Source organism: Butyricimonas paravirosa (genome assembly GCF_032878955.1).
GTDB lineage: Bacteria > Bacteroidota > Bacteroidia > Bacteroidales > Marinifilaceae > Butyricimonas > Butyricimonas paravirosa.
In genome coordinates this window covers 3,121,275-3,148,074 of the sequence record NZ_CP043839.1, presented here as the reverse complement: position 1 = coordinate 3,148,074, position 26,800 = coordinate 3,121,275, and the positions used below count along the sequence as shown (strand labels likewise).

22 protein-coding genes are annotated in these 26,800 nt (G+C 40.9%); 13 read left to right on the top strand and 9 right to left on the bottom strand.

The window, feature by feature from the left end; translation table 11 throughout:
- The first annotated feature begins 14 nt into the window (after nt 1-14).
- The 5 genes from F1644_RS13005 (at nt 15) to F1644_RS12985 (ending at nt 5,454) form a co-directional block, all read left to right on the top strand.
- Nucleotides 15-1,358 carry a DUF4959 domain-containing protein gene (locus tag F1644_RS13005; protein ID WP_087419347.1) on the top strand — a complete coding sequence of 448 codons (1,344 nt, stop codon included), beginning with the start codon at nt 15-17 and terminating at the stop codon, nt 1,356-1,358.
- 3 nt (nt 1,359-1,361) lie between these two features.
- Nucleotides 1,362-2,858: a DUF4998 domain-containing protein gene (locus F1644_RS13000; RefSeq protein ID WP_168044460.1), complete on the top strand. Its 1,497-nt coding sequence runs from the start codon at nt 1,362-1,364 to the stop codon at nt 2,856-2,858.
- Nucleotides 2,859-2,976: 118 nt separating this feature from the next.
- Nucleotides 2,977-4,059 carry a TlpA disulfide reductase family protein gene (locus F1644_RS12995; protein WP_087419345.1) on the top strand — a complete coding sequence of 361 codons (1,083 nt, stop codon included), beginning with the start codon at nt 2,977-2,979 and terminating at the stop codon, nt 4,057-4,059.
- Nucleotides 4,060-4,075: 16 nt separating this feature from the next.
- On the top strand, nt 4,076-4,801 hold the full coding sequence (locus F1644_RS12990; protein WP_118302974.1) for a hypothetical protein: 726 nt from the start codon (nt 4,076-4,078) through the stop codon (nt 4,799-4,801).
- Nucleotides 4,798-5,454, top strand: coding sequence for a hypothetical protein (locus tag F1644_RS12985; protein ID WP_118594316.1), 657 nt, complete (start codon nt 4,798-4,800; stop codon nt 5,452-5,454). The genes F1644_RS12990 and F1644_RS12985 overlap by 4 nt, the downstream gene beginning before the upstream one ends.
- Nucleotides 5,455-5,558: 104 nt before the next feature.
- On the opposite strand, the gene F1644_RS12980 is transcribed toward F1644_RS12985, so the two are convergent.
- Nucleotides 5,559-6,641: a glycosyltransferase family protein gene (locus F1644_RS12980; RefSeq protein ID WP_118302970.1), complete on the bottom strand. Its 1,083-nt coding sequence runs from the start codon at nt 6,639-6,641 to the stop codon at nt 5,559-5,561.
- Complete coding sequence (locus F1644_RS12975; protein ID WP_118302968.1) at nt 6,638-7,441, bottom strand: UDP-2,3-diacylglucosamine diphosphatase; 804 nt, start codon at nt 7,439-7,441, stop codon at nt 6,638-6,640. The genes F1644_RS12980 and F1644_RS12975 overlap by 4 nt, the downstream gene beginning before the upstream one ends.
- 154 nt (nt 7,442-7,595) lie before the next feature.
- Here F1644_RS12975 and F1644_RS12970 point away from each other — a divergent pair, with 154 nt between their 5' ends.
- The 3 genes from F1644_RS12970 (at nt 7,596) to F1644_RS12960 (ending at nt 10,789) form a co-directional block, all read left to right on the top strand.
- Nucleotides 7,596-8,759, top strand: coding sequence for a MalY/PatB family protein (locus F1644_RS12970; protein ID WP_118302966.1), 1,164 nt, complete (start codon nt 7,596-7,598; stop codon nt 8,757-8,759).
- A 469-nt stretch (nt 8,760-9,228) separates the two neighbouring features.
- The gene (locus F1644_RS12965) at nt 9,229-10,065 is read left to right on the top strand and encodes an ATP-binding protein (protein ID WP_118302964.1); all 837 of its coding nucleotides are present in this window, start codon (nt 9,229-9,231) and stop codon (nt 10,063-10,065) included.
- A 103-nt stretch (nt 10,066-10,168) separates the two neighbouring features.
- Nucleotides 10,169-10,789, top strand: a complete 621-nt coding sequence (locus F1644_RS12960) for a trimeric intracellular cation channel family protein (protein WP_118302962.1) — start codon at nt 10,169-10,171, stop codon at nt 10,787-10,789.
- Nucleotides 10,790-10,854: 65 nt separating this feature from the next.
- Here F1644_RS12960 and F1644_RS12955 read toward each other — a convergent pair whose 3' ends face one another.
- From F1644_RS12955 to F1644_RS12925, 7 genes are all read right to left on the bottom strand, one after another.
- Nucleotides 10,855-12,459 carry a PKD-like family lipoprotein gene (locus tag F1644_RS12955; protein ID WP_118302960.1) on the bottom strand — a complete coding sequence of 535 codons (1,605 nt, stop codon included), beginning with the start codon at nt 12,457-12,459 and terminating at the stop codon, nt 10,855-10,857.
- 20 nt (nt 12,460-12,479) lie between these two features.
- On the bottom strand, nt 12,480-13,235 hold the full coding sequence (locus F1644_RS12950; protein WP_158571990.1) for a DUF4843 domain-containing protein: 756 nt from the start codon (nt 13,233-13,235) through the stop codon (nt 12,480-12,482).
- A gap of 13 nt (nt 13,236-13,248) precedes the next feature.
- Entirely contained in the window at nt 13,249-14,667 is a 1,419-nt protein-coding gene (locus tag F1644_RS12945; RefSeq protein ID WP_158571988.1) for a RagB/SusD family nutrient uptake outer membrane protein, read from the bottom strand.
- An 18-nt stretch (nt 14,668-14,685) separates the two neighbouring features.
- On the bottom strand, nt 14,686-17,973 hold the full coding sequence (locus tag F1644_RS12940) for a SusC/RagA family TonB-linked outer membrane protein (RefSeq protein ID WP_158571986.1): 3,288 nt from the start codon (nt 17,971-17,973) through the stop codon (nt 14,686-14,688).
- 171 nt (nt 17,974-18,144) lie between these two features.
- Nucleotides 18,145-19,302 (bottom strand): FecR family protein, encoded by a 1,158-nt coding sequence (locus tag F1644_RS12935; RefSeq protein ID WP_118302952.1) that lies wholly within the window; start codon nt 19,300-19,302, stop codon nt 18,145-18,147.
- An 81-nt stretch (nt 19,303-19,383) separates the two neighbouring features.
- Nucleotides 19,384-19,929 carry an RNA polymerase sigma-70 factor gene (locus tag F1644_RS12930; RefSeq protein ID WP_158571984.1) on the bottom strand — a complete coding sequence of 182 codons (546 nt, stop codon included), beginning with the start codon at nt 19,927-19,929 and terminating at the stop codon, nt 19,384-19,386.
- 117 nt (nt 19,930-20,046) lie between these two features.
- The gene (locus F1644_RS12925) at nt 20,047-21,411 is read right to left on the bottom strand and encodes an MFS transporter (protein ID WP_118302948.1); all 1,365 of its coding nucleotides are present in this window, start codon (nt 21,409-21,411) and stop codon (nt 20,047-20,049) included.
- A gap of 142 nt (nt 21,412-21,553) precedes the next feature.
- Between F1644_RS12925 and F1644_RS12920 the strand changes: the two genes are divergently transcribed.
- The 5 genes from F1644_RS12920 (at nt 21,554) to F1644_RS22745 (ending at nt 26,797) form a co-directional block, all read left to right on the top strand.
- The gene (locus tag F1644_RS12920; protein ID WP_118302946.1) at nt 21,554-22,696 is read left to right on the top strand and encodes a chorismate-binding protein; all 1,143 of its coding nucleotides are present in this window, start codon (nt 21,554-21,556) and stop codon (nt 22,694-22,696) included.
- Nucleotides 22,677-24,377 (top strand): 2-succinyl-5-enolpyruvyl-6-hydroxy-3-cyclohexene-1-carboxylic-acid synthase, encoded by a 1,701-nt coding sequence (menD, locus tag F1644_RS12915; protein ID WP_118302944.1) that lies wholly within the window; start codon nt 22,677-22,679, stop codon nt 24,375-24,377. The genes F1644_RS12920 and menD overlap by 20 nt, the downstream gene beginning before the upstream one ends.
- Nucleotides 24,378-24,780: 403 nt before the next feature.
- Entirely contained in the window at nt 24,781-25,872 is a 1,092-nt protein-coding gene (locus F1644_RS12910; RefSeq protein ID WP_158571982.1) for a WG repeat-containing protein, read from the top strand.
- An 11-nt stretch (nt 25,873-25,883) separates the two neighbouring features.
- The gene (locus tag F1644_RS12905; protein WP_118302938.1) at nt 25,884-26,375 is read left to right on the top strand and encodes a CD225/dispanin family protein; all 492 of its coding nucleotides are present in this window, start codon (nt 25,884-25,886) and stop codon (nt 26,373-26,375) included.
- Between the two features lie 11 nt (nt 26,376-26,386).
- Entirely contained in the window at nt 26,387-26,797 is a 411-nt protein-coding gene (locus F1644_RS22745; RefSeq protein ID WP_118302936.1) for a DUF2752 domain-containing protein, read from the top strand.
- The last annotated feature ends 3 nt before the right edge of the window (nt 26,798-26,800 follow it).

Sequence of the window (26,800 nt, the reverse complement as noted above, 5' to 3'; positions counted from 1 at the left end):
ATAAATATAGAATTATGAAAAAACTTATTTATATACTATTGACATTAAGCATATTTTATGGCTGTCAAGAAGACAAAGAAGTCGGTTTTGACATTACCATACCACAAGAAAATATTTCTTTTCAACCCACGGCCGGGGGGGCTATTATGCGTTATCGATTACCAGCAGATCCGGACATTCTATCCATCAGAGTCCGTTATCAAGATGCGTTCGGTAAAGAAATACTACGAACGGGTAGTTATGCTTGTGATTCTTTATTTCTAGTCGGATTCAACGAAGCCCGGCAAGGAGTTCTGGCGTCGATCACTCTTTGCAATCGAAATAACGTGGAATCGGCCCCGTTGGAGATCGCTTTTGACACGAAAGATTCTGGCCCTGTTGCCTTTTTTGAACAACTGGAAGTAAAACCAAGTTGGAACGGATTCATGCTCACATACGATGTCCCCCAAAATGCAAACGGTATGGCTCACGTATTTTATATCGGTAAAGATCCAAAAACACAAGAACCGGACACATTATTGATAAATAGTTTTCAAATCACGGCCGGAGCAGACACCTTAGCATTCCCCCTTGAACAATCCGCCGCCACGAACACGGTTGTAATTCGTACGGAAGATTTTCGAGGTTACATGGTAAAACAGCAAGTTTGGGAAAATATCGAAGCCTACAATACAGCTTTATTATCTCCTTCAAAATTTGACTTTTTAGATCCAGAAGGACTAGCCATAGAAGACGCAGAGGCAAAATTGAGTAAATCATATTTATTCGATGGGGACACGAAAGGGGAAACATCTTTCGGGACAGACAAGAATACCTATGGAACTTATCTAGCCGGACCAGATTGTTTCGGTAAGCCACTATTTATTCTTGACCTTCAAGAGGACAAACTAATATCGGAAGTTCGACTATACAGCATGCTATACACGAAGAAAAGTTTCCCATCAGCACCTTCAGCATGGGACCCTAATCCGGGAAAGTACGGTTACGTGTGGGCAGGAAGAATTTTCAACAAGCTTCCTTGTAATGTCACCATTTACGCATCTAATAATAAAGATGACGAAAACTCGTGGAAAGAACTTGGCCATTTTGAACAATACAGGGAACTTGTTAACAATCTCCGCTGGTGTTCCAAGTGTCCTTTGTTGAACACAGTAGATGAACTCAATAGCTTGGAAGAAATCAAAGCGGCCAAACCGCAATACATTTCAATCCCATTTGCCGCAACCGGAAGTTCCTATCGTTTCATTAAGGTTGTGATAAACGATACCTTCGGACTATTTTCCGGCTGGGCTGGAGATATTAACGCAAGCCAATATGTAACATTTCATGAATTCGAGGTTTATACCAAAAAAGACTAAGTTATGGCAATAAAAAAATATTTATGGATACTTATATCTCTCGTCCTTGTCGCTGGTTGCGAGAGTTTGGAAGATACATATAGTGATTATGCAGGTGATGGAGCCATTCGTTATCTAGGGAAATGTACCAAAGTATCGGTAGCTCCGGGATGGAAAAGATTAATCGTGAAATGGGTAAATAATGTGGATCCCGTTATCGATAAAATTAAAGTCCGCTGGCAAGTAAATGATATGAAAGATTCTATTCTTCTAGCCCCAAATACAACAGAGTATAGTATTCCCGATTTAGAAGATGGAAATTACGAGGTTACAGTATGTGCTATTGACAAAAATGGCAATGAGTCTTTAGCCAACCCAATTTTTGGACGTCCTTATACACCCACGCATGAAACAATAATATCCTTTACTCGATTGATTTCCAAACATTACTTTGTAAAGAAACGTTTAGTGCTTTTCTTTTCAACTTGGCAAGAGAACATTTCTTCCGCCCAATTGAATTATTATACTGCAGACGGGAATGTCAAAACCCTGGAATTAACATCCGAATTAATGCAAAAAAAGTATTACTTGTTACCAGAAGAAATTGACCCCGACAAGCCGGTAATTCTAAATCGGGAAGGTCAAGTCGAAGGATGTGATGACCTAATTGTTTTTGACCCGTATCAACTTTCCCGGGATAAATTGTACACCAGTGATTTCAAGCATTGGCTTAAAGCAAAATACGGACAAAGTGAGATCTCGGAAGAGTTCATTGAATCTTTAAGAGAACTTGAATATGATTATTCGCTCTCTTCTTTTGAAGACATCCTGAATCTCCCTAATCTAGAAAAATTAGTTCTAGGAAAAAATCGTTACTTGCGAACAGACATGGCAGACCAAGTTCCTCAATCCGAATTATATGATCTGGAACGTAGTCTTTTTGTTCTGGATGTAGCCAACACGGTCTGTGGACTAGCTGTCGATCGCTATAACAAGCATTATATTCCGGATGAAAATTTACCTGCTTATGTAACGAAAAAAAGTAATCCCACGCAACCAGCATTAACGTGTTTGGATGCCAGCACTTGGGAATATACTTGTTCGGAAGAGGATAAATATCCCTACAACTCAAATCTTGAAAATCTATTTGACGGACAACTCGATAACTGGTGGCAACCAGAATTAATTTCAACTTTAGCTCGTACTTACGAAATCACGGTAGACATGAAACAAGTTCAAACCATACACGGCATTAAAATTGTGCAAAAAGCTTTTGACAAAGCAGATTCTCAAAGTGCGAGCCTAATGCCTGGCATGATAAAAGTTAAAGTCTCAACAAACAAGATCTCTTGGGAGGATGCTACATACGTGGAAGAAAACACGATCGGGGCAACGAATGGAGAAACAACTATTCTCTATTTCCCCAATTCGCCCGATGTCCGATACTTCAAATTCATTGTTAATGACCAAGTTTACGGACAAAATTTCTCGGTATCCCTAGCAGAAATCGGGGTATTTTAACTTTATCAAGTAAAAAACACGCACTATTTTCATTAGAAAAGGATTATCCGGTTTAGCCCGGATATTCCTTTTCCATGTACATTTACAAATCAAAGAAATCCCATAAAACACAGAAAAGATGAAACTTTTATTACTAATTGTATTGGTAATAGGGACTTCTATTACCACCATAGCTCAAGAAAATTACAAAATAAGCGGAAAAATCGAGGGGATGGCCGACGGAACCCTTTTATTAATAAGTGAAGAACGAGGGATGGTAGATACACTAGGAATAACTCCAATAATAAACGAGGCTTTCGAATTCACCGGTACGACCGACAAACCGATCGGGGCTTACATCACAACAACCGATCAACAAGGAATCATTCCTCTCATCCTTGAAAATGCAAATTTCACCATATTTGCAGGGACCTCAGGAGTAATAATACAAGGAGGTTTTCAACAAGAAATCTATAATCGGTTCTGTAAAATCAATACAGAGATCATACAACAGCAAACACAAACAGAACTTCAACTTACAGAACAAAAAGGGAATAACTCGAAAGTACAAACATTAATCAATCAATTCAATCAGTTTTTGGAAAATGCACAAGCAAAAGAAAAAAAACTATTACAAGAATATGCCGATACTTATGTCGCTGCCTATGTGATATTTTCCAGTATGCAACAAATGGAATTAGAAACACTGAAAGGTAGGTATTCTTTGCTAGGAGAGAATGCTAAATCAACAATCCCCGGACAAGCAATAGCAAATCTTATTGCTCAACAGGAAAAACTCACGGAAGGAAATGTTGCCCCCGATTTTACAATAAAAAAAACCGATGGAAACTCTATTGTTCTCAGAAATACTAAAGGAAAAGTAAAATTAATTCATTTCTGGGCATCATGGAGTATTCCTTGCCGCCAAGAAAATATAAGCCTGTTAAAAATCTATCAGAAATATCATACAAAAGGTCTGGAAATTATTAGTATTTCTCTAGACAACAATAGGATGGAATGGCTTAAAGCCGTAGGAGAGGATGGAATGATATGGGAAAACGGCTCGGACTTGAAAGGCCAACAGTCTGAAATCGCTCGCCTGTTTTTCGTGAAAAACCTCCCTCATTCTCTCTTGCTAGACGAAAATAATGTAATTGTCGCCAAGAATCTCCGAGATGATGCCTTACGAGAGAAAATCGCAGAACAACTGAAAGGCAAGTAAATGAATAAAATTATTTATGAATACGAAATATATATTATTTTGCCTGATCTGTTTACTTTGGGGATGTCAATATTCGGAAGAAATAATTCCAGATAAAGACCTCCATTGGGGAATAAAGGATGAAAATATTATTCTCTATTCTGTTATTGCAGATATTCCTATTAAAATCGAATACCAAAATGGTCTTGAGAGCTACACTCCCAAGCTCAATGAAATATTAAATAATATTTACAACAATCATTTAGGTAAAAAACTATTTGATAAATTAAAGGGTTTCAATAAAACATTCTATATTAGTGTTGATGTCGACCTTCAAAACTACGATTTCGAGACAGATGGAACGACAATATATGTAAGCCGCAACTGCGCTCTATTACTTGAAAATGATATTAACAATATTAGTTTAACTTGGGCTGGTATTCTAATGCATGAATTTGTCCATATATTTCAACATTCCACGGACACGTCTCCAATAAATCATGAAATTGACGCTTTTATGGCACAATTAAGTCTTGGAAGTTTTGTTGGTGATTCAGAAACACAACCTTTTTTTAAGGTTATATATCGCATGTTAGACCTGCTTGATTCAAATTTCAACTTAAAGAATCCCCAAAATACAGAAAAACTGGAACGACGTTATTTAGATGCAGTTGAGCTATTAAAGAAAATACCTAAATACGGCGGAAAAACCGAAGAATGGACATTGCGTGGATTCAAAACATTAAAAGATATATTACAATGAAAGCTTTACTTTTATCATTACTATTTTTCCTCTCTGTAGGAAAACTCTTGGGCCAACAACCCTATTACAAATATGGTGAAACTACACACGGGAAAAAAACAAGTTATCACGTCTCTCAAGATTCATTATTCGTCATAATGGAAAAAATTGAAGGGCACCCCATTATGAAGCCAGTTCGATTACAAAATATAAACAACAAACATGATTTATTTGACAACAAAAAATTCCAACGAAAAAATGGACGAATGTTACTCGAATATCCAATGACTACCGCAGAAATTGTATATCGACATTTAAAACAAGAAATGGAAGCATTACTTGATGCTAAATTAGGTATATCTATTCATATGCTTGCAAACAGACAAGGCGACATTGTAGAAATTAGTTTTTTAATCTGGGATCATCCTGCTTGGCAAGCTATTCCTCCTGACACGTTCTACATGATAGAGCAAGAGATTAAAAAGAAGATAAAATTAGCTGATCCTGAAAGTTTCAATGAAGACTATATATATGCTGTGACGGACATTTCATTCTTCGGCACCCAAAAGGAACTATTAGAAGAGGAGAAAAAAATGAAAGAATTAAGTAAAGAATTTTACATCTATGAACAAAACCGAAGAAAAATGAGAGAAAAAAGAGAATCAAGAAAATAACTTGGGACACATTAAAAAAGTAATTTTTTAAAAGAACAACAAAGAAAAAATCTACAGAAAAGGACAAACAGAAAGCAAGAGAATAATTTCTCCCTTGTAACTTTTCACACCAGCGTCATCAAATGCCGAATAAACAACTCTTCAGCAGATTGTACCCAATCTCGAAAAGCCCCAGAATCTGTATTATGGCTCGGAATATATTCCACTAGACGGGAAACATCGAAAGTCGTACTCTCGATTCCCGCCCCGGCTCCAACTGCATCGGCAGCATTAATTTCCTGCTCCACGTGGGTAGGAATCATCATGACCGGCTTTCCCAAATACATCGCCTCACAGACGGATTCAAACCCGGCAGTCGTGACATATCCCGAACAGCCTTGCATATACTCCAAAAACTTGACATCATTAATCCGGTGGAAAGTTAAACGATCGTTTACCCGAAAAACCGGAGGAGCAGTTTTCTTGTCCCAAAAGAAGTGAGCCTCCTGATCGGGATGGGATTTATGCCACTCTTTTACCTCATCGGCATACCCGGGATTCAGCATATACCCTAAAATATATCCCTTATCCTCCGGAGTAGTTTGTAACACCTCTTCCCGTAAAAGCGGGGGGACGACAGCCATTCTCTCCCGGTAAAAATCTTTCAAAGGGTAGAACGAAAGAGCCAATGTCTTCGTCGCCCCGATACTACACAACGTGTTATTCAGACGCAATAACATTTCTTCTCTTCCGGTCCCGTTCCCGTACTGGAAGTCGGGATGTTTCATCAGAAACTGGTGAGCGATACAGACAAAAGGAACATGTTCCCGGAAACGCAGGTTCATCAGCCCGGCCAAAATCTCGTAAAAGTTAATTACCACATCCGGCTCCGTCTTTTGAATGTGACGATGGATCAAATTCACGCTCTTCCTATATTCCCGCAATTTCTTCACCGTGATATTAAGTAATATACTTTTTGTCAGTTTCACCTTCTTGTGATCTTTCCCGTAACAAAAACTCGGGCTGGCAAAAGTCTTTACCTTTGCCCCAATTTTCTCCAAAAAGAAAGCGGGAATCTCCCGGTTACTACTTTTCCCAACCAGCACTTCCACGACCTCATGACCATGACGACGTAACATTTGCGAAAGCGAAATGGCCTGCGTCAGATGGCCCCTTCCCTCTCCTTGAACGATAAATAAATACTTCATACCGCTAATCCCGTGTGTAATACAGTTTCAGATTCCGAATCTCGTACCTCCGTCAAAGCCTTTTCTTCGATATACACATTCCAGTTTCCATCGTAATCCTCGGTCAAGGCAGAGAGAGATTCCATCCAGTCTCCCGAATTCAAGTAAAGCACGTTCCCGATCATCTTCTTCTCCGGATAGTGGATATGCCCGCAAATCACCCCTTGACAACCTTTCTTCCCGGCAATATCCACGATGTGTTTTTCGAAATCACTGATATATGAAACCGAAGCTTTCACTTTTAACTTGATTTCCCGGGCAATCGAATAATAGGGCAAACCTTTCTTCAATCGACGGCGATTGTAAATCTTGTTCACCCACAACAAGAAAGAATATCCCACATCCCCGACTTTCGCCAACCAACTCATAGAGGAAGTCACTTTATCAAACACGTCCCCATGTAGCACGTAATAACGTTTATCCCCACTCGTGTGGATGTAATCCTTCACCACTGAAATATTCGAGAAGGTCAAGGGGATCACTCGATCCAGGAAATCATCATGATTTCCCCGCACGTAAATAATCTTCGTCTCATGAGAGATGTCTAGTAACACCTTGATAAAATTCGTGTGGCGCCGCCGCCATTTACTGTTTTTCCCTCGCATAAGCGACCACCCGTCGATAATATCACCACATAAGATAAGGGTATCGCAAGAGTGTTGTTTTAAAAAACGGGTAACCTCTTTCGTCTTCGACCATTTAGAACCGAGGTGAATGTCCGAAAGAACGATTGTTTTGTAATGTTGCTGTTTCTTAGGCATATATTCATTCCTAAATTACTTATACAAAGGAAGAATTGTATTGTTAAGAAACGATTACCAAAATATGAAATAAATGTTTCGACATTTCCCGTCCATTCCCGCATAAATATTTAAAAGAGTTTTATAACTTGCTACTCGATTAAATAAAAAAAGTATGTACAATTTTGATCAGATAATAGACCGTCGGAACACGAGTTGCGTGAAGTACGACAATCTTGCAAACGTGTTTGGTAACACGGATATTCTACCCATGTGGGTAGCGGATATGGATTTTCAGGTAGCCCCCGAAATTCTCGATGCCGCTCGTGAATGTTGTGAAAAAGGAGTTTTCGGATACACGTTCCGAAGTGATAAAGCCAAACAGGCATTCGCCGATTGGGTGGCACGTCGCCACGGTTGGCAAATGGACACCCGCTGGCTGTTAAGTAGTCCCGGTATCGTCACGGCCCTGGCATTAGGGGTTCGAGTTTACACGGAAGAACATGATAAGGTCATGATTTTTACTCCTGTCTATCCTCCATTCTATGCCGTGGTGAAAGATAACAACCGGGAACTCGTATGCAGTACCTTGAAAGTAGAAAACGGACATTACCAGATTGACTGGGAAGATGTTGAAAAGAAACTGAAAGACGGAGTAAAATTACTGATAATAAGCAATTCTCACAACCCTGTAGGAAGAGTATGGACCAAGGAAGAGCTTACTCGAATCGGAGCGCTATGCCTGCAATACGGGGTCACAATCCTCTCTGACGAAATCCATTCCGACCTTGCCCTCTTCGGACACAAGCACGTGGTAATGGCCTCCCTGTCACCGGAGATTGCCGCGATCACCGTGACCATGATGGCTCCGAGTAAAACATTCAATATCGCCGGGATGATGAATTCCGTTGTCGTGATCTCGAACCCAGAATTACGTCGTCCCTTCGAGAAAGAACTTTTATGTCTGCACTTGGATTTGGGTAATATCTTCGGACACGTCACTCTAGAGGCTGCCTACAAGCACGGGGACGCCTGGTTGGACGAAATGGTTCGTTACCTCGAAAAGAACATCCTGTTTACCGATCAATTTCTCCGGGAAGAGTTACCCTCGGTAAAAATGATACTCCCGGAAGGCTCTTTTTTACTCTGGCTTGATTTCCGGGCGACAGGGCTATCCCACGAGCAAATTCAGGAAAAACTACTCCACGAGGCGAAACTCGGCTTAAATAGCGGCACGGATTTCGGCCCCGAGGGAGAAGGCTTTTTCCGCATGAACATCGGTTGCCCGCTCGAAACGGTAAAAGAAGGACTGGAACGCTTGAAAAAAGCATTCAAGTAAATTTCCAAAATTGAAGGTTAACACTTCCCCAGTGTCTCCTCGTATGAAAGGAAAAAGTTCCTAGTTTCGTGTACAAGGAGATACTGGAGAATACCATAAATACCCGCAGGAAATTCGAAGAAGATTCGATGAACTTAGGGATCAAAGACGTTTCACTTTCGAATCAAAGACGTTTCAAAGACGTTCAGTGAGTGTCTTTGATTCGAATTTGTTCCGATATTGAACAAACTCTATCCTCATTCCTCCACGAATACCTCCCAGAAGCTCTACGAATGATGTCCAAAGAGAGTGTATATCATACTAAAAAGAAAAAAACGATATTAATTAGAACTTATACATTCTCTCTATTTTTTACAATTTAAAATTCATAAACAATTATTCTTGTTTTTTGAGCCCCATCTGTAATATTCATTACAAAACTCCCCTGTTTTCACGTGTATCTTTGTCCTAGAATCAAAAACGACTGACTATGAAACGGACAATTATAAAAATAGACGAGGAAAAATGTAACGGCTGCGGGCTATGCGTGAAAGGTTGCCACGAAGGGGCTTTACAATTAATAGACGGGAAAGCCGTCATGATAAGTGATTTGTACTGCGACGGGCTGGGTGCTTGTATCGGAGAATGTCCCGTCGGTGCCATCGAGCTAGAAGAACGGGAAGCGGAACCATATAGTGAAGAAGCTGTTATGGAGCGTATAGCGCCCAAAGGAGAACACGTAATCCTGGCTCATTTACGTCACCTGAAAGAACACGGTGAAAAAGAGCTGGTAAAACAGGGATTGGAATATTTGAAACGCCATAACATCCCCATAAACCTGCAAGAATTACATCCCACACCGAAATTGGGATGTGGATGTCCCGGTTCCATGGCAAGAGAATTAAAACCCGTCATGAAACCCGCTATAACTCCATGTTCCGGTAGCTCCGAACTCCGGCAATGGCCCGTACAGTTACACCTATTAAACCCGCAAGCCGGGTATTTCCAAAGGGCAAACGTGTTACTGGCCTCCGACTGTTCAGCCTTTGCCTCCGGGAATTTTCACGAACGTTTCCTGAAAGGTAAGATCCTGGCTATTGCCTGCCCGAAACTGGATCATAATACCGATTCTTACGTGGACAAACTTCGTAGCATGATTGACGATGCCCAGATCGACACGCTCACGGTTCTCATCATGGAAGTACCTTGTTGCGGTGGCCTCCTGCAAATGGCTTTAAAAGCGAGAGAAATGGCCTCCCGTAACATCCCGATCAAAAAGATCGTACTTTCCGTGGAAGGGGAAATGAAAAGCGAAGAGTGGGTATAAAAATAGGTTTATAAACCCTATTATCATGCTGTAAAACATCAAAATACGTGGCGAATGATATTCCTTTATTATTAGCTTTGCAGGCTCAAAAAATAACAGGAATATGAATATTGATTTTACTACAATCATTGATTACATCGGTACATTCGCATTCGCTATCAGTGGAATACGTTTGGCATCAGCCAAGCGATTCGACTGGTTCGGGGCATACGTGGTTGGAGCCGCAACAGCCATCGGGGGCGGAACGACACGAGATTTGATGCTGGGGTTAACTCCTTTTTGGATGCACCAACCCTCCTATCTGATTGTTACAGGGCTGGCCTTGTTATTCGTGATTATGTTCGGGAAATATGTCATCCGATTGAATAACACGTTTTTCATCTTTGATGCCATTGGATTGGGACTGTTTACCGTGGTAGGTATCGAGAAGAGTTTGGTTGCAGGATTCCCAATGTGGGTTGCCATTATCATGGGTATGACAACCGGAGCTGTCGGGGGAGTCATCCGGGATATATTTATCAACGAGGTTCCCCTTATCTTCCGTAAGGACATATATGCTATCGCCTGTATTCTAGGCGGATTAATTTACTTCGCCTGTGACTTCTTTGCCGTGGGACACATCACCACCCAGATCATCACGGCCGGAAGTGTCATTTTAACCCGGGTCGTTGCAGTGAAATACCACATCAGTCTTCCGGTATTGAAAGGAAATGAAAATCAATAAGTAAAAAATAGCGATAGAAAGGCATGAAACTTTCTATCGCTAAATCTCTAAAATCTAGAAAATATCTAGAAATAAAGCATATCTACAATATTCCCCCCCTCTTTACCATCTCGAAGCCATTTTTGATACTTAATTTTCACATCTACAGGAACACCCGCCACTCCTTCATATTTTTTCACCAACTCTCCTGTTTTCAAATCTAAAACCAGTACATCTCCTTTCAACTCTTCCGACATACCTTCCGTATCATCCCCATAACGCGAAACACCTAAAAGTATTTCCCGCTCTGTTCTTGAAACACTCATACAAGTGATTTTAGCCTCCGCACTATACCCCCATTTCGACAACTCCACGAACACGTTCGAATTTCCCGGAGCTACATTGTTTTCTAACTCGCGTAAATTATAACGATATAATTTATCATTCGTGGCAAACAACATATAAGCTTCATTTTTCATCGGATAATAAGATGTTGTTTCGTTAATAATATTACCAGACACGGACAAATCCGCAAGCACGGATTGTCCTCCACTTGGAAGATTCAAATACAACATCCGGTAATCCGCTCCATCACTCAACACGGCCACCGCATGATCTTTCGTTGCTGTATGCGTTCCAAACAACAAAGAATAACCATCATAAGTACCAAGTGCAGGAACACCAATATTACCTGATCCAGCCAAATTATTATAACAGAATTGACCAACTGTTTCATCAAACATATACATCGCCGAAGGTGTAACATAATTCTGCAACTCTTTTTCAACCAAAGCAGACAAAAACATTGCCGGAGACAATCTTCCCTTCCATGGACTTTTCATTTGCATAAATGTAAGACACATCGTTTGTGACATCCCTCCAAAAGAAATAAGCATCGCCTGATCCAACCAAAACTCATCTCCTGCAATAGTAAATATATAAGTTGACTTACCAAATCCTCCTTCCATCGTTACGGGTAAATGAGCAAAAGCCTTTACATCAAAATCAACTATATCTCCAGAAGGTAAATTACTTGCGCGTCTAATAAAAAAATTGTGATCCAAAATAGTATTCTCCCCGATCTCCTGCAAAGTTTCCTCGCTCAAACATTTTATTTGATGATCCGTTTCTATTTTTAATCCGGAATTTTCATTATCTGCCTCCGGGACATAATTCCGGTGAATCTTCCGTGGATTAGTCCCCAAATAATTTCCTGTTAAAGCTTCATAAAAATTAGGCGTGAAAACACTTCCTTCTTTATCCAAACGCTTAAAAGATAACTCTGCGTGTCCTTTATATTTGCTTAAAACCAAGATACCGTCACTAGCTGTAGAACTAGATACGTTAATCTTAAAATATTTAAATGCTTTCGTACCCAGTTCTTTATCCGTTACCACAAAGCGCGCCTCATTTTCTCCCAACGGGAAATTAACATACACGTTCAAATCTTTAGCTGTAGACACCGTTTTACGATTAATTTCCCAAAAATAAGTGAACCGGTTAGTATCTGCGTATTGTGTTCCCTCCAATGTGACCGGAATATACAACAAATCCATCTGATCACAGCGAATCAAACTATCAATTCCCTGAATAGTAATTTGATTAATCTCGTTGTAATCATAGTTACCCTTATCGTCATAACAAGCAAATAACAAGCCTGTCAAACACACAAAAAATATTATTGTTCTCATACAAATTACTTTTCCTTATATTAAATTTCGACAAGCCCGGTTTTCGTTATGCGCATTCCGGTTTCATCATCGATAATAATATTCTTATTCAACCAATCATTCAACATTCCACTCTTTTTCTGCATATCGACCCCAGTACCGATAAACGCATCCTCAACCGCAAAAATCGGATCCCATTCAATCAATTTTCGCCATTTTTTAGGATGATAAAAACCTAATTGTGTTTCATTTTTCTCCCACCAAGCCGGAGGAAATAAAATATTATTTACAGACAACTTCATCTCATGGCCGACATTAATCCCTAACTGAAAATCACCTCCTTCCTCAAGAGTTAACATCAAAGTTTTAGATTCAGGATTTCGTAAACTAGTACTCAAATTACTACGATAAACCAAAATTCGAAGAGTATCTTGAAAACGATTGGCACCAAACACCTGTTCTTCAGCAATAGGAGCATAATCTTCACCTTCAACCATGGTTGTCACACCACTCAACTGTTTCCCTTTTTCCAATACTTTCACCCGATATTTCCGCGGTTGCTCAGAAACATTTCCCATTAGCTGTATAACAATCTTGGCCGTGTCAGCAACTACTGCCTCCGGCAATTTCCCGAACGAGAAAACAACCGAATCAATACTTACCTTATTTCCCAGACTATTCTGCACCTCGTATTGAAAATAAATACGATTAACCTCATCATATTCATATTCCGGATCTTGCTCACATCCTTGCAAACCAATACAGAACGCCCAAATTATATATATAAACTTCTTCATAAAACAAGTCTTTTTAATTCCTATGTCCATATTCAATTTCCTCCTCCGGTATCGGCAACACGAAAACACCATTATTCGCTTTTACTGCATCTTCCGAAGTATTACCTATAATATCGTGATTCAATCGTTTATACACGTAAAAAAGCTGTCCTTCCCCAACAAATTCTTTACGCATTTCCAATAAAAGAATCTCTTCTGTCACCGCTTGTTTACCCACAAGTTGTTTGGTTCTAGCTTGCTTTAACGTTTGTAACAACTCTGCCGCATGATCCGGATCATCTTTCATCCATCCTTCTGCAGCGATCAAATACATTTCAGACAAACGCACCATCGGCATCTTGGGAAAGAAACGCTTACTATTATCCGAAGTATATTTAATAATATAAAAACCTTTATACCAATTCAAACGGTAATCTTCTAAATCACTTGCATACAAAGAAGCTTGATAACCACTAGCCATTTGCAAGTTTCCATCTGAGCCCGTTATCTGTTTATGAACACCTTCTGCATCAGTTTTTACATTTTGCCCTCGCAAAGAAAAAATATGCTCATCAGAAAAGAGTAAATCTTTATTCGCCTCTTCCGTGTTCAAACTCCTTTCATAATCCACTAAAGCAAATTTACCACAATCAATCACCTCCTCTGCCAAACGACGAGCCTCTTTCACTTTCTCACCTCCCATGTTCAAATAAACTCGGGCCAACAAGGCTTTAGCCGCATAATAATTCATCCGGGCAACATAAAGGTCGGACTGATCTTTATTCTCACCATCTCCATTTCCCAGTTCGTAAGGAGTGATCTTCATTATCGGATCATTTTCTAAATACTTTATCGCATCCTCCAAATCACGAACCACTAGATCCAAATAATCTCCCGTGGCATAAACAGGTGGTGTTTTTACTCCAAAATCCGTCTGGTAAGGTAAAATACGAGATGTTTTATCCAATTTAATATCAGCGGCAAACAATCGATAAATATCAAAATGTAACATGCCCCGTAAAGCTAATGCTTCTCCTCGCACTTGATCTCGACGTTCGTCAGATAAAACGGATGCATTTCTCTCACTCCATTCCAAAATATTATTTAATGATGCTATATTAGCATAAAATGAACACCACAATGCATAAATATAAGCTTTCATATCTTTATCCTCGTAATTATAATCCCGAAAGATCTTCATCTTATTCGGAATCTGAGAGTAATCATAAATACGAGACATAATATCAAGCATTCCGAAAGATAATGTCTGCCCATACATATTGGAAGCTGCAATGTCACAATAGACCCCGGCCAAAGCCTCTGAAAAACCACGCTCAGTGCTGAAAAGATCACTTTCTTCACTCTGATTGATTAAATCTATATCCAACCAGGAATTACAAGAACATAACATGAGCGTCAACAATAAACTTCCGATACAACTTTTTAACCTCATAACTCTTTCCATTAACAATTAAAACGTAACATTCAAACTCATATTAAAAGTTCGGGCAAAAGGATAAGTCGTCCCTCGCTCTTGCTTTATTGTCGACAAACGAAATACATCTGTCGTACTCAGCATCAATCGAACTCTATCCGCGTAAAATTTCTGGCTGATATCTCGGGGCAATTCATAAGATAGAGATACACTTGACAGAGTAAACAAATCATTATCAAAAACTAAACGTGTTGTCTGATAGGGAGAAGTCCGATCATCAATTCGTCTGAATTTGGCATGATCCCCAGGTTCTTTCCAACGGTCATACAGGACCCGTTTATCTGCATTCCGGTAAGGATTAGCCCCCTCGACCTTAGAAGCCAACGTTCCATTATAAGCCTTGGCTCCGAACTGATATTTAAAAAGCATATACAACGTAAACCCTTTCCATGTCAAATTAGTATTCACATTTCCTTCAATTGTAGGTTTCAAATCCCCACATTTCACTTTATCATTAGCATCATATTCAAACGTCAATTCCCCGTTACGTTTAATATAAATCTCGTTTCCTGTTGCCGGATCAATTCCACCTGACTGAACCACCATCAAAGCTGTTTGCGAACGCCCGGCCTCATATTGCCGATACACAACAGTTCCTTTATTATAAAAATCATTATTCGCATACTTATTAATCTCTTCCAACTGGTTAGACAACTTCGTGATTTTACTCTTGTTATGGAAAGCGGATAGCGTAACATTCCACCTCAAGTCTCTCTGTGAATCTTTGATCAAATTCAATCGCAAACGCCCCTCCAATCCGGTATTCCTCAATTTCCCAATATTTTCCACATAACTATTAAAACCGGTCGATGGAGCAACCGTTAAAGGTAACAATAGATTTTCCGTATCTTTCACATAAAAATCACCATTAAACACAACCAATCCCTTTAATAATGTCATATCCACACCCACATTATAAGAAATCGTATTCTGCCATTTCAACTCCGGATTACCGTATCCCGCTAAACTTACTCCAAACACACCATTATACTCCTTAGAAAAAGAGTAATTATACGTTGTTAAAGCTTGAGTTGAAGAAAAATTAGTTGTACCCGTACTTCCCACGGAAACCCTTAATTTCAACGAATTCTTTTCATCTCCTGACCAGAACGCTTCCTTATGTACGTTCCAAGCAACTCCTAATGACCAAAATGGAGCAAAACGTGAGTTTCTCCCGAACTTACTAGAACCATCTGTACGAAAAGATAAATCTAAGAAATAACGATTATCATATCCATAATTCACATTACCAAAAAATCCAACCAATCTAGACTTATCATAAGTTCCATTAGGACTGGAATTTTCCTGAAAATCACTAGCCGCACCGATAAAAACCATATCCGGATTAACAAAACCGACACCCGTATAGGATTCTCCCTCTGATCGATACTCCATCATATTACTTCCCACTCCCACATTCAACGAATGTACGCCTATCATTTTATTATATTGTAAGGTTAGATTCCCATCAAATCGATCACTTTGTGAATTGGAACGGAAATAAGATCCCTTCTTTTTAGGATCCGTTTCCGTACTATAATCTAAAGATTCCGGAGATTTAAACAAATCTCTTTTATTAAATTGTCTCGTGTAACTAATGCGTCCTTGTAAACGTAACGCCGGAATAATTCTCCAATCAATATTAAAATTATCTTGAATAGAAGTGTATGTATCCATGTCCTTTTTCGGCAAATGAGCATTGTACAAAGGATTCCAATCTCCCGAAGAAAGTTTCTCAACAAATTTACCATTCTCGTCATAAACACGATCGTACGGATTCTGATTGGCGTACAAATAAAATTCATTGTAAGGAGAATTTTTGGCTTTCACATTATCCACAGACAAATCATTCCGAATAAAAAAATTGGTTCCAATATTATAGTTAAACGTCAGATTAACACCCAATCTATCTCTACCGGATTGCTTCATAACTCCTTTATCCGTATCATACCGCAAATCTATTCCATAACGAAAATATTCATCCCCCCCCTCAAAGTTAAGAGAATAACGTTGATTCAATGATGTTGTCAAGGGCTTTGACAACCAATATGTATCCACACCCTTTCTTACTTCTTCCAAACGAGAATTATAAAGTTCATCCAATTTACATTGCTCCAAATAATCGGGATCCTCATACAAGCCAGCCAAGCGTTCATATTCTAACTTCTCTTTTGCGTTCATCAAATTATAATCCCGCAAATCCGGAATTGAAATATTATAATTAGCATTCAAACTCACTCGAATCTGTCCAGATTTCGGTCGAATAGTTGTAAGCACAATAACTCCATTGGATCCTCTAGAACCGTACAAAGCCGTAGCACTGGCATCCTTCAATATGGTTATAGACTCAACCCTGTTTATATCCATATCATAAATACGCTCCGCTGAAACTTCTACTCCATCCAAAATATACAAGGGTGCATTCGGATTCGTGGTCGCATCATCTGCATTTGCCCGTAAATCAAACCCGTTTTCACCCCGAATTGTAATATCGGGAAGCACGTTGGGATTAGAACCGTTTGTCAAACTTTCTGCCAAGCGAATGGAAGGATCAAAAGCACTTAGTGCTTGCGTTATACTTAACGCCCCAACTTTTTTTAACTCTTCCGTTTCAATTGTTACTTCCGAACCGGTAAAACTCTCTTTTGCTTTAGTAAAATAACCTGTTACAACAACTTCTTCCACATTTTTAACCTCTTCTTCCATAACAATTTTTAATGTATCAGAAGGAAGTTTAAACTCGACCTCTTTCGTTTTATACCCCACAAAACTCAAGATCAACTTCCCATTCACAACAGGCAAACGAAACGAGAAAACACCGTCAAAATTTGTCGCCGTTCCCATATTTGTACTCTCTAGCCTAACCGTCACACCCGGTAGCGGTTCTTTATTCATGTCAATCACCCGACCGACAAGCACATGATTTCTTCCCAAAGAATCATTTACAACAACAGAATTTCGGGCATTCAAAATAACTACATCATTCACGATAGTATAAGTTAAATTTGTACCTTTCAAAATCTGTGACAAAACATCCTCCAATGCCATATTTTTAACATCGAGCGAAATGCTTGTCATTTTTTTGATATCTTTACTATCAATGTTATAGAAAAAGCCATAATCCGTTTGGAGTTTTAATGATTGAATTACCTCTTCCAAACTTACCCTTTCTAAATGAAGGGTCACCATCTTGTTTTGAGAGTGAAGAGCCGCCGATACATGTAGCGTGGCAACAAAAACAAAAACAAATAGAAACCTTGTCATAATCCACAATTTTCGTAAACTATTCCACCATATAGGAATAGAACACCGATTTTTTTTCATATATTTGTAATTATAAGTGAAACATATGGGAGCAACACCTGCTAAATGCTTGTTCCCTATTTATTTTACTAAAGGCAGAAATTGCTGGAAACAATTTCTGCTTTCATTTTTTTAATCCCGAACTAACACGACTCGCCCATTCACCTCAAAATGCACGTCCCCAGCTTTTGCAATCACGTCCAACACCTCCTGCAAACAAGCCCGCCGTTTCATAATACCGAAAAATCGTTTTTGTTTTAACTCCGGATTCTGGTAAAAAATCTCCACATCAAACCAACGTGCCATCTTCCTTAATATTGTCTCAAGATTATCATTTTGAGAAACAAAAAGACCGTCTTTCCAAGCCACATAAGGAAAAACATCTACCGGAACAATTTCTATTTTCCCCGTTTTTCGGTTTAAAAGGAATTGTTCTCCCGGAACAATTTTTTGAAAACCAATGAACTCCATCCCTTTCGCCAGTACCCCAACCGAACCTTTTACCAAGGTCGTTTGTAATTCTTCCTCATCCTCGTATGCCATCACGTTAAACTCTGTCCCGAACACCTTCACCTCTTCCAAAGGGGTATCCACAATAAAAGGACGCTCGCCTTTAGCCACCACGAAATAAGCTTCTCCTGACAACTTCACCCTTCGTTCTCCAGGTGGAAACACCGTGGGATAACACAAACTAGAAGCTGAATTCAAATAAACCTTTGTCCCATCCGATAAGACAATCATATATTCCCCAGAAGGAGGAACATCTACCTGATTATAAACCAATTCCCCGATTGCAACAGAATCCCGATCATACTCCAACACGCCAATACCAACACGCATAGCCACGCAATCTTGCCTAATCGTCTGTGCCACTAGAGTCGAATCCAACACAATTCGCTTTCCCTGTCCTGAACGAAGAGTCACACTTGCCTTTTCTAGCCCCGCATCAACAACCACCGGACAAGAAACATCATTTTTAGTCCAATACATCCAACCAATGGAAAACAAAATCAACATGGTAGCAGCAACACCACACAATTTCCACCAATTAGAACGATATTTTACACGTCTTTTGAATTTTATCTCCATCAATCGACGCTCAACATCCACAACAGAACAATCACGAGCCATGATCTTTTCTTGTTGCACACAAAAACGTTTATAATATAAACGATGTTTTTCCGATTCGTTGTACCACGCATCAAACTTCTGCTGATCTATGCCAGAAATCGGTTTACCTACTGATTTCCGATAAAGAATAGATACAGATATTGACCTAGATTTTCGCATTTTTTCATAATTTTAGACCTATGACGTAAAAAAGTGAAAACAGGGTGAACGAAAAAAAACAAAAAAATAACGTTGATAAAACTACAACGAATGTTTATTTCTTATTTCTAACAAGATTAAAGGTAAAAGTAAATTCAAATGTTGCATATAAAGTCTTTCCCTCAGATCTTGATATGCCTTCTTCATATGTGTTTTAATCGTATTTACTGACAAACCTGTCACTTCTGCTATTGACGGATAACTCATTCCCTTGTAAACACTCATTTTCAGTATTTCCCGACGTTGTTCCGGCAACTTCTCTATCTCTTCTTCCACCTTCCGAATTAACTCCTCTTGTTCCAAAAGATTAAAATCCCCCGCATAATAAACCGCATCAAATAACTTTATATCTAATGGATCTATTACTTTCAATTTTCGTAAATAATCTACACATCCGTTCCTCACACAACTATATAGATAAGAACGTGAATATTCGACTTCATTAAAATCCGACCGTGACAAAAGAGATAAGAAAACATCCTGTACCATATCCTCTGCTGTTTCCAAATCTCCCACATAACTCTCAGCAAACAGTACTAAACGTTCGTAATACTGATTAAATAATACATCGAATTTCCCCTGTTCCATCACATTATAGACATTTATTACTTCCGCTAATGACAAAAATACACAAAAAAATAATGGTTCAAAATATTTTAGAAGGAACATCATTTTTCATAACAATAAACACCGAAGAAATATTAATCAGAACCGTTGTTCCTCCGTGGAATCAATCCCAATGGCAATCTCCTTGATAATCCCCTTTTCAATATAAACGGGACGAGCATGCCTACGCACCAAGGGGCGATAATACTCGAAAACCAAAGCGGCGACAAAACAACAAATCCCGGATAGTAGGATAATCATTTGCAAACCGATCCATTTTTCAATCGCCCCCAGCACCATACTCCCCACGGGAGCCATACCCGTGAAAGACATTGCCATATATCCCATCACCCGGCCTCGTTTATCCTCACCGGAAAGGGTCTGCAACAGCGTGTTGATGGAAGCCACGGCTGCAATAATCGTGAAACCCACCGGTAGACATAACACGGCAGCCACCCAAGGAATCGTGACAAACGACATCACCGACAAACCGATCCCCAGCAATGCCCCGGAAAGCATCACCACTTTTCCCAGTCCCAGCACGCTCTTCCGGGCTGCCAGATACAAGGCCGCAATGAAGGAACCGACACCGATACATGAAAGTAGTAGCCCCAGCATCTCGCTCTCCCCGTGCAGGATCGTTTTCACGTAAGCCGGGATAAACGTCATCAAGGGTAACCCGAAGAAACTGATCGCGCTCATCAAAAGCAATAGCGTACGGATCGGTATATTACCCGCCACGTATCGGAAACCATCCCGCATATCTTCCCACACCTTTTGTTTCGCAGTTCTCTCCTGCTTGGGCGCTACCCGCATCATCAACAAGGCAATAATCACGGCAATATAGCTGATACCATTCAACAGGAAACAAATACCCTCTCCTAACAAACCGATCAACACTCCACCCACCGCAGGTCCGATCAAACGAGAACCATTAATCACGGCAGAATTCAGCGCAATAGCGTTACTCAACTTATCCTTCGGAACCAAACTCGGGTAAAATGACTGTCGAGTGGGATTATCCAAAGCATTAATCAAACCGATCAATAAACTCAGAATCATGATATGCCACACCTGTATCAACCCGGTCAACGTGAGCAAGGCTATCAACAACGCCTGTACCATAGACAGTGATTGCGTCAGCACCAGCAACTTACGTCGATCAAACCGGTCAACAAAAACGCTCATGTAAGGAGTCGCCACGAGAATCGGGATTTGTGCCATGAAAGTAACCGTCGCCAGTAAAAGCACCGACCCGGTCAACCGAAATACCAGCCAACTCATGGCAATCTGTTGCATCCACGTCCCAATCAGCGAGATACATTGTCCCCCGAAATAAAGACGGAAATTATAACTTTTCAAGGAAGCAAATACCTGCGTGAAGGCCCCTAAATTATTCGGCAATAACTCCCGAAGCCCTCGCCAACCACCCAAAAACTTATACCCGCTCCTATCTTTATTCATTTCATTCAAACAAAATAACTTTATTAACTTGCAACCTGCAACGTGGCGTAGCTACTTCCCCCACAAAAATACTTACATTTTGCATCAATTGAATCACCAGCGAATAATTTTGCCTATTTTTGCGGTAAGAATAGGTTATGCCATGATAGAACAAACAGAAAACAGACTCTCGGTTGCAGAAGCGCAGAACATCTGCCTGCGAAATAACATCCCGTTTTACACGTACCGTTTACCCGGTTCGCGTGAAGTTGTTTTCGGGGCTCAACTCTCCAACGATACCCGAATATTCAAGGGATTCGAAAAACATCGGGGAGAGAAAGGGTTTGTTATCACGCCCTTCAATCACTCCTCTTGGAGTTTCCCCTTCTTCATCAAGGCCGATCTTTCATTCACGGACTACCTGACTGACGGTGAAACGATTCGAAATTTACAGAACACGGTTTTCAATACCCCGGAACGTATTTTCACCAAGCAAGACTGCGAGCATTTCGAGTACTTGGATGAACTGCGCACGATGATCGACACGTTGAAACGGGAAGGGATGAAAAAAGCCGTTCTATCAAGAACTATCACGATACCCTGCGATTCACTCCGACTATCGCCAGCGATCTTCGAACAGATGAAACAATACCACCACGCCTTCCTGTTCTTTGCCGCCATTCCGGGTAAATGCGCTTGGATGGGTGCCTCACCGGAAACTTTCCTCAAATACGACAGAAACGGATTCTTCACCATGTCACTAGCAGGAACTCAACCCGTGGCAACAGCAAAAAATCCACCTGAATGGGGAGACAAGGACATCGAGGAACAACAAATCGTGACCGACTACATCCAAGACACGCTAAGACATTTCTTTACCCGCCATCTCGAAATCGAGGGACCAATCACGTTACAAGCCGGGAATGTCTTTCACCTCTGTACCTTTTTCAGAAGTGACGAACAACTCCCTGCCGACCAGATTGACGAACTGGTAGGACAACTTCACCCGACTCCGGCCGTCTGCGGCCTACCCAAAAAGAGAGCCATGCAAATCATCACGGAGATCGAGAAACGGGATCGGGGATATTATGCCGGATTCCTAGGACCATTGCAAGCCTCCGGGGCATTTGACCTGTTTGTCAACCTGCGTACCATGGAAGTATTCGATGACGCCCTGCGGTTGTATGTCGGAGGCGGCATTACCCCTCTTTCCGACCCGGAAACCGAGTGGCAGGAAACTTGTCAGAAAGCCGATACTTTACTAAACCTCATACGTCAAATGAATTATGGAAAAATCACATTCTGATATTGAAAACGTTCGAATTCTTATCAGTCTACTCGTTCAAAAAGGGATCAAGGAAGTCGTTCTGTCACCCGGTTCCCGGAATGCACCTTTACTCGTGTCTGTTGCCCGGGAAAAAAGATTGAAACATCATGTCATCGTGGACGAACGTTCGGCCGCCTTCTTCGCCCTAGGAATAGCACAACAAACCGGACAAACGGTTGCCCTTATCTGCACGTCGGGAACCGCCTTATTGAATTACTCCCCTGCCGTGGCGGAAGCCTATTACCAGGGTATTCCCCTTCTCGTTATCTCGGCAGACCGTCCCTCCGAATGGATAGATCAAGACGATAGCCAAACGATACAACAGCAAGGGGCATTATGTAACTTCGTGAAAAAGAGCTTTCAGCTCCCGACAGCCATCACGTGCAACGAGGATCACTGGCATACCAATCGTCTGGTAAACGAGGCCATCAATCTATCCCAACACGGCCGGAAAGGCCCCGTGCATATCAATGTTCCCCTGAGAGAACCCTTGTACGGCTTTCAACATGAATCCATAACTTCAGAACGGGTGATCAAGACTCTGAAAGAAACCCCTTCTTTAACCGCAGAAATCTCTCAAAACCTGCGGGAGGAATTTTTCCTTTGTCCCAAGGTCATGATCATCGCCGGATTCCATGAACCCGATCCGGTTTTGCAACAACATATCAAGTTACTAGCAAGCCTTCCCAACGTGGTGGTTTTAACGGAAAGTGTAACAAATCTATCCATTCCCCTCGTGATCTCCACGATAGACAGGGTAATCTCCACTATTCAACCGGAAGAAGCAGAGACTTACGTCCCTGAACTACTCATCACGTTCGGGGGAGCGATTGTTTCCCGTATGATAAAGGCTTTCATCCGAGAACATACCCCACATTCTCATTGGCATATTGACGAACGTTCGACACCGCCTGACACGTACAAGTCCATGACCCTCCACGTCCCCATGGACACCCGAACATTCTTTGATCAACTCCAACCCGCAGAAATAAAAGCCAACAGTTTACCGTCCAGTTATGCCCACCAATGGCATCAACGGGAAGAAAAAGCAACACAAATACACGATAACTACCTGAAACGTATCCCATGGTGTGATCTGAAAGCCTTCTCCATGCTCATTCCCGCACTTCCTGCCGGGAGCCGTTTACAACTAGGCAACAGCACCCCGATACGTTACGCCCAACTCTTCCGGTACACGCAGGTGGACCGTACCGATGCCAACCGGGGAACAAGTGGTATTGATGGTTGTACCTCGACAGCCATGGGTGCCGCCTCAACATTCGACGGGATCACCACGCTGATCGTGGGAGACAACAGCTTTTTGTACGACTCCAATGCTTTATGGATCAAAAACTGTCCCCCGTCATTACGAATCATCGTTATCCAAAACGGAGGAGGAGGCATATTCCGCTTTTTGGCCGGTCCTTCCGGTCTGGAAGAAGTTGAAGAATTATTTGAAACCCCTCACGACGTGGATATAGAACGGCTTGCCGAAGTTCATCGTTTCAAGATGTACCGAGCAACAGATGCACCCTCGTTAGAATCAGCACTATCCGAATTCTACCAACCGGGACAACAACCGGCCATTCTCGTTGTTCACACACCCGGAAAAATAAACGGGGAAATATTAAAAGGATATTTTCAAGCGTTGAGGGGTTAATTAAGGGAAACTAGAATTTCTCAGAAGAGCTATTTTTAACTCTCTCTATAAACAGAAGAGGAGTTAGAGACTCATTCCGAAGATAGAGAGTATTTCAACTCTACCTCTGCAAGAGAAAGATAAAGGTTAAAAGATAAAAACTAAAAGTTGAAAGTAGGAAATTTAAAAGCGTCGGCTTTGTGTGGCGGAAATCTAAAATCTACAATCATTAAATCTAAAATTAGTAAAGGGAGTACCCCGAAGGGGGGAGGGAATTTGAAAAATAACTTTTTGGACAGCCCCGCCCAAAGTCCTACCTCATTTTTTCTTCCCCCAACAGCACACTTATCCATTTATTTACTACTTTTGGGATAGCGTTTGTTTATTCTTTTTATCTTAATTTATGGGGATAAATTATTATTTCATGGACAAGACCCACAAACAGGTCGGGCCGCTTTCGCTAGATGAACTTAAACAACAAGGAATCACACGAGAAACACCCGTGTGGCGTGAAGGTATGCCAAACTGGGTACAGGCAAAAGATATTCCCGAATTACATGAATGTATCACATCTCCTAAACCACAAATCAGCGTGGTACAGATTGTCCTGATTTTATACGCAACCTTAGGCACGATTCTCTTCTTACTCGCTGGCAGATTTGTTTCGGCGTTTGTCGCCTCGTGGTTTGACATTTACCCATACGTTCCGGGAATTGTCATCCTCATCATCGGGGTACTAGGCATCATCTTTTCCCTGTTTTACAAAAAAAGAAAATACTTACTGAATACAACACTGATAGTTCTACCCTTCTTACTATCTTCCTTATTTTCCATTTTCTATTATGGAGTACTAAATCATGCCTATTGTTTCCGATACGATCGCTGCATCATAGAGAAAAGATCCGGAGTAGGAGTCATGGATAAATTCGGATTGGAAATCATTCCCTACGTATACGATAATATCGCACCCAATAGTTACTGGTCACCCGCTTACTACCGGGCCACGTATAACAACCAAAAAGGGATACTCGCCCTCGATGGAACTGAAATTATCCCATGTATATACGATGATGTTGACACTTGGCTCACGACCGACAATTTCATGGTTAAATCAGGGAAACTAAAAGGACTATATACCCCAAGAGGAAAAGTAATCGTTCCTTGCGAGTACACGAAAATTTCCCGCTGGCGGGAAACCTCGCTCCTCCACGTGAAAATAGATGACCAAGAAGGCCTCTATACCCTGGAGGGAGAAGAGATATTACCCTGTCAATTTATCATCTGTAAAGAATTAAACGGTATATCACTGATCAACCGCGGCGGATTCTCGAAAGACGGTAAAGTGCAGAATGGAGTCTGGGGTGCAATCAATAAAAAAGGAAAAATCATTATCCCCTGCAAATACAATGACATCATACCCTACGCCGGTTCTGAACGCATCGAGGCCGACGGGGGATATATCAAAGATATTTACGACTTTAACGGAAATTATTTACGAAGCGAATATAAATGGTAAATTATTAAACTATGGAAAACTATTTTTACCTGAACGAAAAGAATGAACAAAAAGGCCCGGTTTCTCCCGAAGAATTAATTCGCAACGGGGTAACGAAAAACTCCCTCGTGTGGAAAAACGGTATGGCCCAATGGCTCCCGGCAGGAGAAGTTCCCGAACTTGCGAAATTGTTCACGAACGAAACCTCCACGCCTTTATCACCCCCGCCATTCCCTCCCACACCACCTCAACCACCGGTAAACAATAATTCCAAACCGGACAACTGGCTAGTATGGGCAATCCTATCAACCATTTTGTGCTGTTTGCCGCTAGGGATTGTCTCCATCATCTATGCCACGAAAGTGGACAACCTCTGGAATTCCGGTCAGCAAGAGGAAGCGATAAAAGCTTCTAACATGGCAAGATTATTTTTCTTCTTGGCATTAGGTGGAGGTGTACTCGCCGTCATCATCGGGTTCGTCAGCGGATTAACAAGTGTACTGATGGGAGGAGGTTATTATTAATATTCGAATGAATGTATTCGTTCGGACATTTTAAGAAAATAGGCCTCATTCTAATTATACTACTCGGGATCATCCTGTTCTTCATTGATCCCGAGTATTCGGCATTTATACCCAAATGTCCCTTTCGTTGGTTCACGGGACTTGATTGTCCGGCATGTGGTAGCCAAAGGGCAATTCATCAATTATTACACCTGAATATCAAAGGAGCTTTCGGGTATAACCCGTTCCTTATTCTTTCTATTCCTTATCTAATTGCTCTTGTAATCACGCAATGGTTTGACCCCCGAAATAAATTAGCCCGGCTAAAAAGGATCTGCCATCACCGGATAGTCGTCAACACGTACTTAATATTAATCATAGTATGGTGGATCGCCCGGAATATCCTACCTTTCCTCCAGGGTTCCTTACCACCAACCATATAGCAC

Excerpts from the sequence above, each read along its gene's own strand:
- F1644_RS12995 (WP_087419345.1), top strand. The coding sequence starts at position 2,977 with ATGAAACTTTTATTACTAATTGTATTGGTAATAGGGACTTCTATTACC.
- F1644_RS22745 (WP_118302936.1), top strand. The coding sequence starts at position 26,387 with ATGTATTCGTTCGGACATTTTAAGAAAATAGGCCTCATTCTAATTATA.
- F1644_RS12925 (WP_118302948.1), bottom strand. The coding sequence starts at position 21,411 with ATGAATAAAGATAGGAGCGGGTATAAGTTTTTGGGTGGTTGGCGAGGG.
- F1644_RS12960 (WP_118302962.1), top strand. The coding sequence starts at position 10,169 with ATGAATATTGATTTTACTACAATCATTGATTACATCGGTACATTCGCA.
- F1644_RS13000 (WP_168044460.1), top strand. The coding sequence starts at position 1,362 with ATGGCAATAAAAAAATATTTATGGATACTTATATCTCTCGTCCTTGTC.
- F1644_RS12930 (WP_158571984.1), bottom strand. The coding sequence starts at position 19,929 with ATGGAACAGGGGAAATTCGATGTATTATTTAATCAGTATTACGAACGT.
- F1644_RS12945 (WP_158571988.1), bottom strand. The coding sequence starts at position 14,667 with ATGAGGTTAAAAAGTTGTATCGGAAGTTTATTGTTGACGCTCATGTTA.
- F1644_RS12990 (WP_118302974.1), top strand. The coding sequence starts at position 4,076 with ATGAATACGAAATATATATTATTTTGCCTGATCTGTTTACTTTGGGGA.
- F1644_RS12975 (WP_118302968.1), bottom strand. The coding sequence starts at position 7,441 with ATGCCTAAGAAACAGCAACATTACAAAACAATCGTTCTTTCGGACATT.
- F1644_RS12905 (WP_118302938.1), top strand. The coding sequence starts at position 25,884 with ATGGAAAACTATTTTTACCTGAACGAAAAGAATGAACAAAAAGGCCCG.
- F1644_RS12970 (WP_118302966.1), top strand. The coding sequence starts at position 7,596 with ATGTACAATTTTGATCAGATAATAGACCGTCGGAACACGAGTTGCGTG.
- F1644_RS12985 (WP_118594316.1), top strand. The coding sequence starts at position 4,798 with ATGAAAGCTTTACTTTTATCATTACTATTTTTCCTCTCTGTAGGAAAA.
- F1644_RS12950 (WP_158571990.1), bottom strand. The coding sequence starts at position 13,235 with ATGAAGAAGTTTATATATATAATTTGGGCGTTCTGTATTGGTTTGCAA.
- F1644_RS12940 (WP_158571986.1), bottom strand. The coding sequence starts at position 17,973 with ATGACAAGGTTTCTATTTGTTTTTGTTTTTGTTGCCACGCTACATGTA.
- F1644_RS12955 (WP_118302960.1), bottom strand. The coding sequence starts at position 12,459 with ATGAGAACAATAATATTTTTTGTGTGTTTGACAGGCTTGTTATTTGCT.
- F1644_RS12910 (WP_158571982.1), top strand. The coding sequence starts at position 24,781 with ATGGACAAGACCCACAAACAGGTCGGGCCGCTTTCGCTAGATGAACTT.
- F1644_RS13005 (WP_087419347.1), top strand. The coding sequence starts at position 15 with ATGAAAAAACTTATTTATATACTATTGACATTAAGCATATTTTATGGC.
- F1644_RS12935 (WP_118302952.1), bottom strand. The coding sequence starts at position 19,302 with ATGCGAAAATCTAGGTCAATATCTGTATCTATTCTTTATCGGAAATCA.
- F1644_RS12965 (WP_118302964.1), top strand. The coding sequence starts at position 9,229 with ATGAAACGGACAATTATAAAAATAGACGAGGAAAAATGTAACGGCTGC.
- F1644_RS12920 (WP_118302946.1), top strand. The coding sequence starts at position 21,554 with ATGATAGAACAAACAGAAAACAGACTCTCGGTTGCAGAAGCGCAGAAC.
- menD (WP_118302944.1), top strand. The coding sequence starts at position 22,677 with ATGGAAAAATCACATTCTGATATTGAAAACGTTCGAATTCTTATCAGT.
- F1644_RS12980 (WP_118302970.1), bottom strand. The coding sequence starts at position 6,641 with ATGAAGTATTTATTTATCGTTCAAGGAGAGGGAAGGGGCCATCTGACG.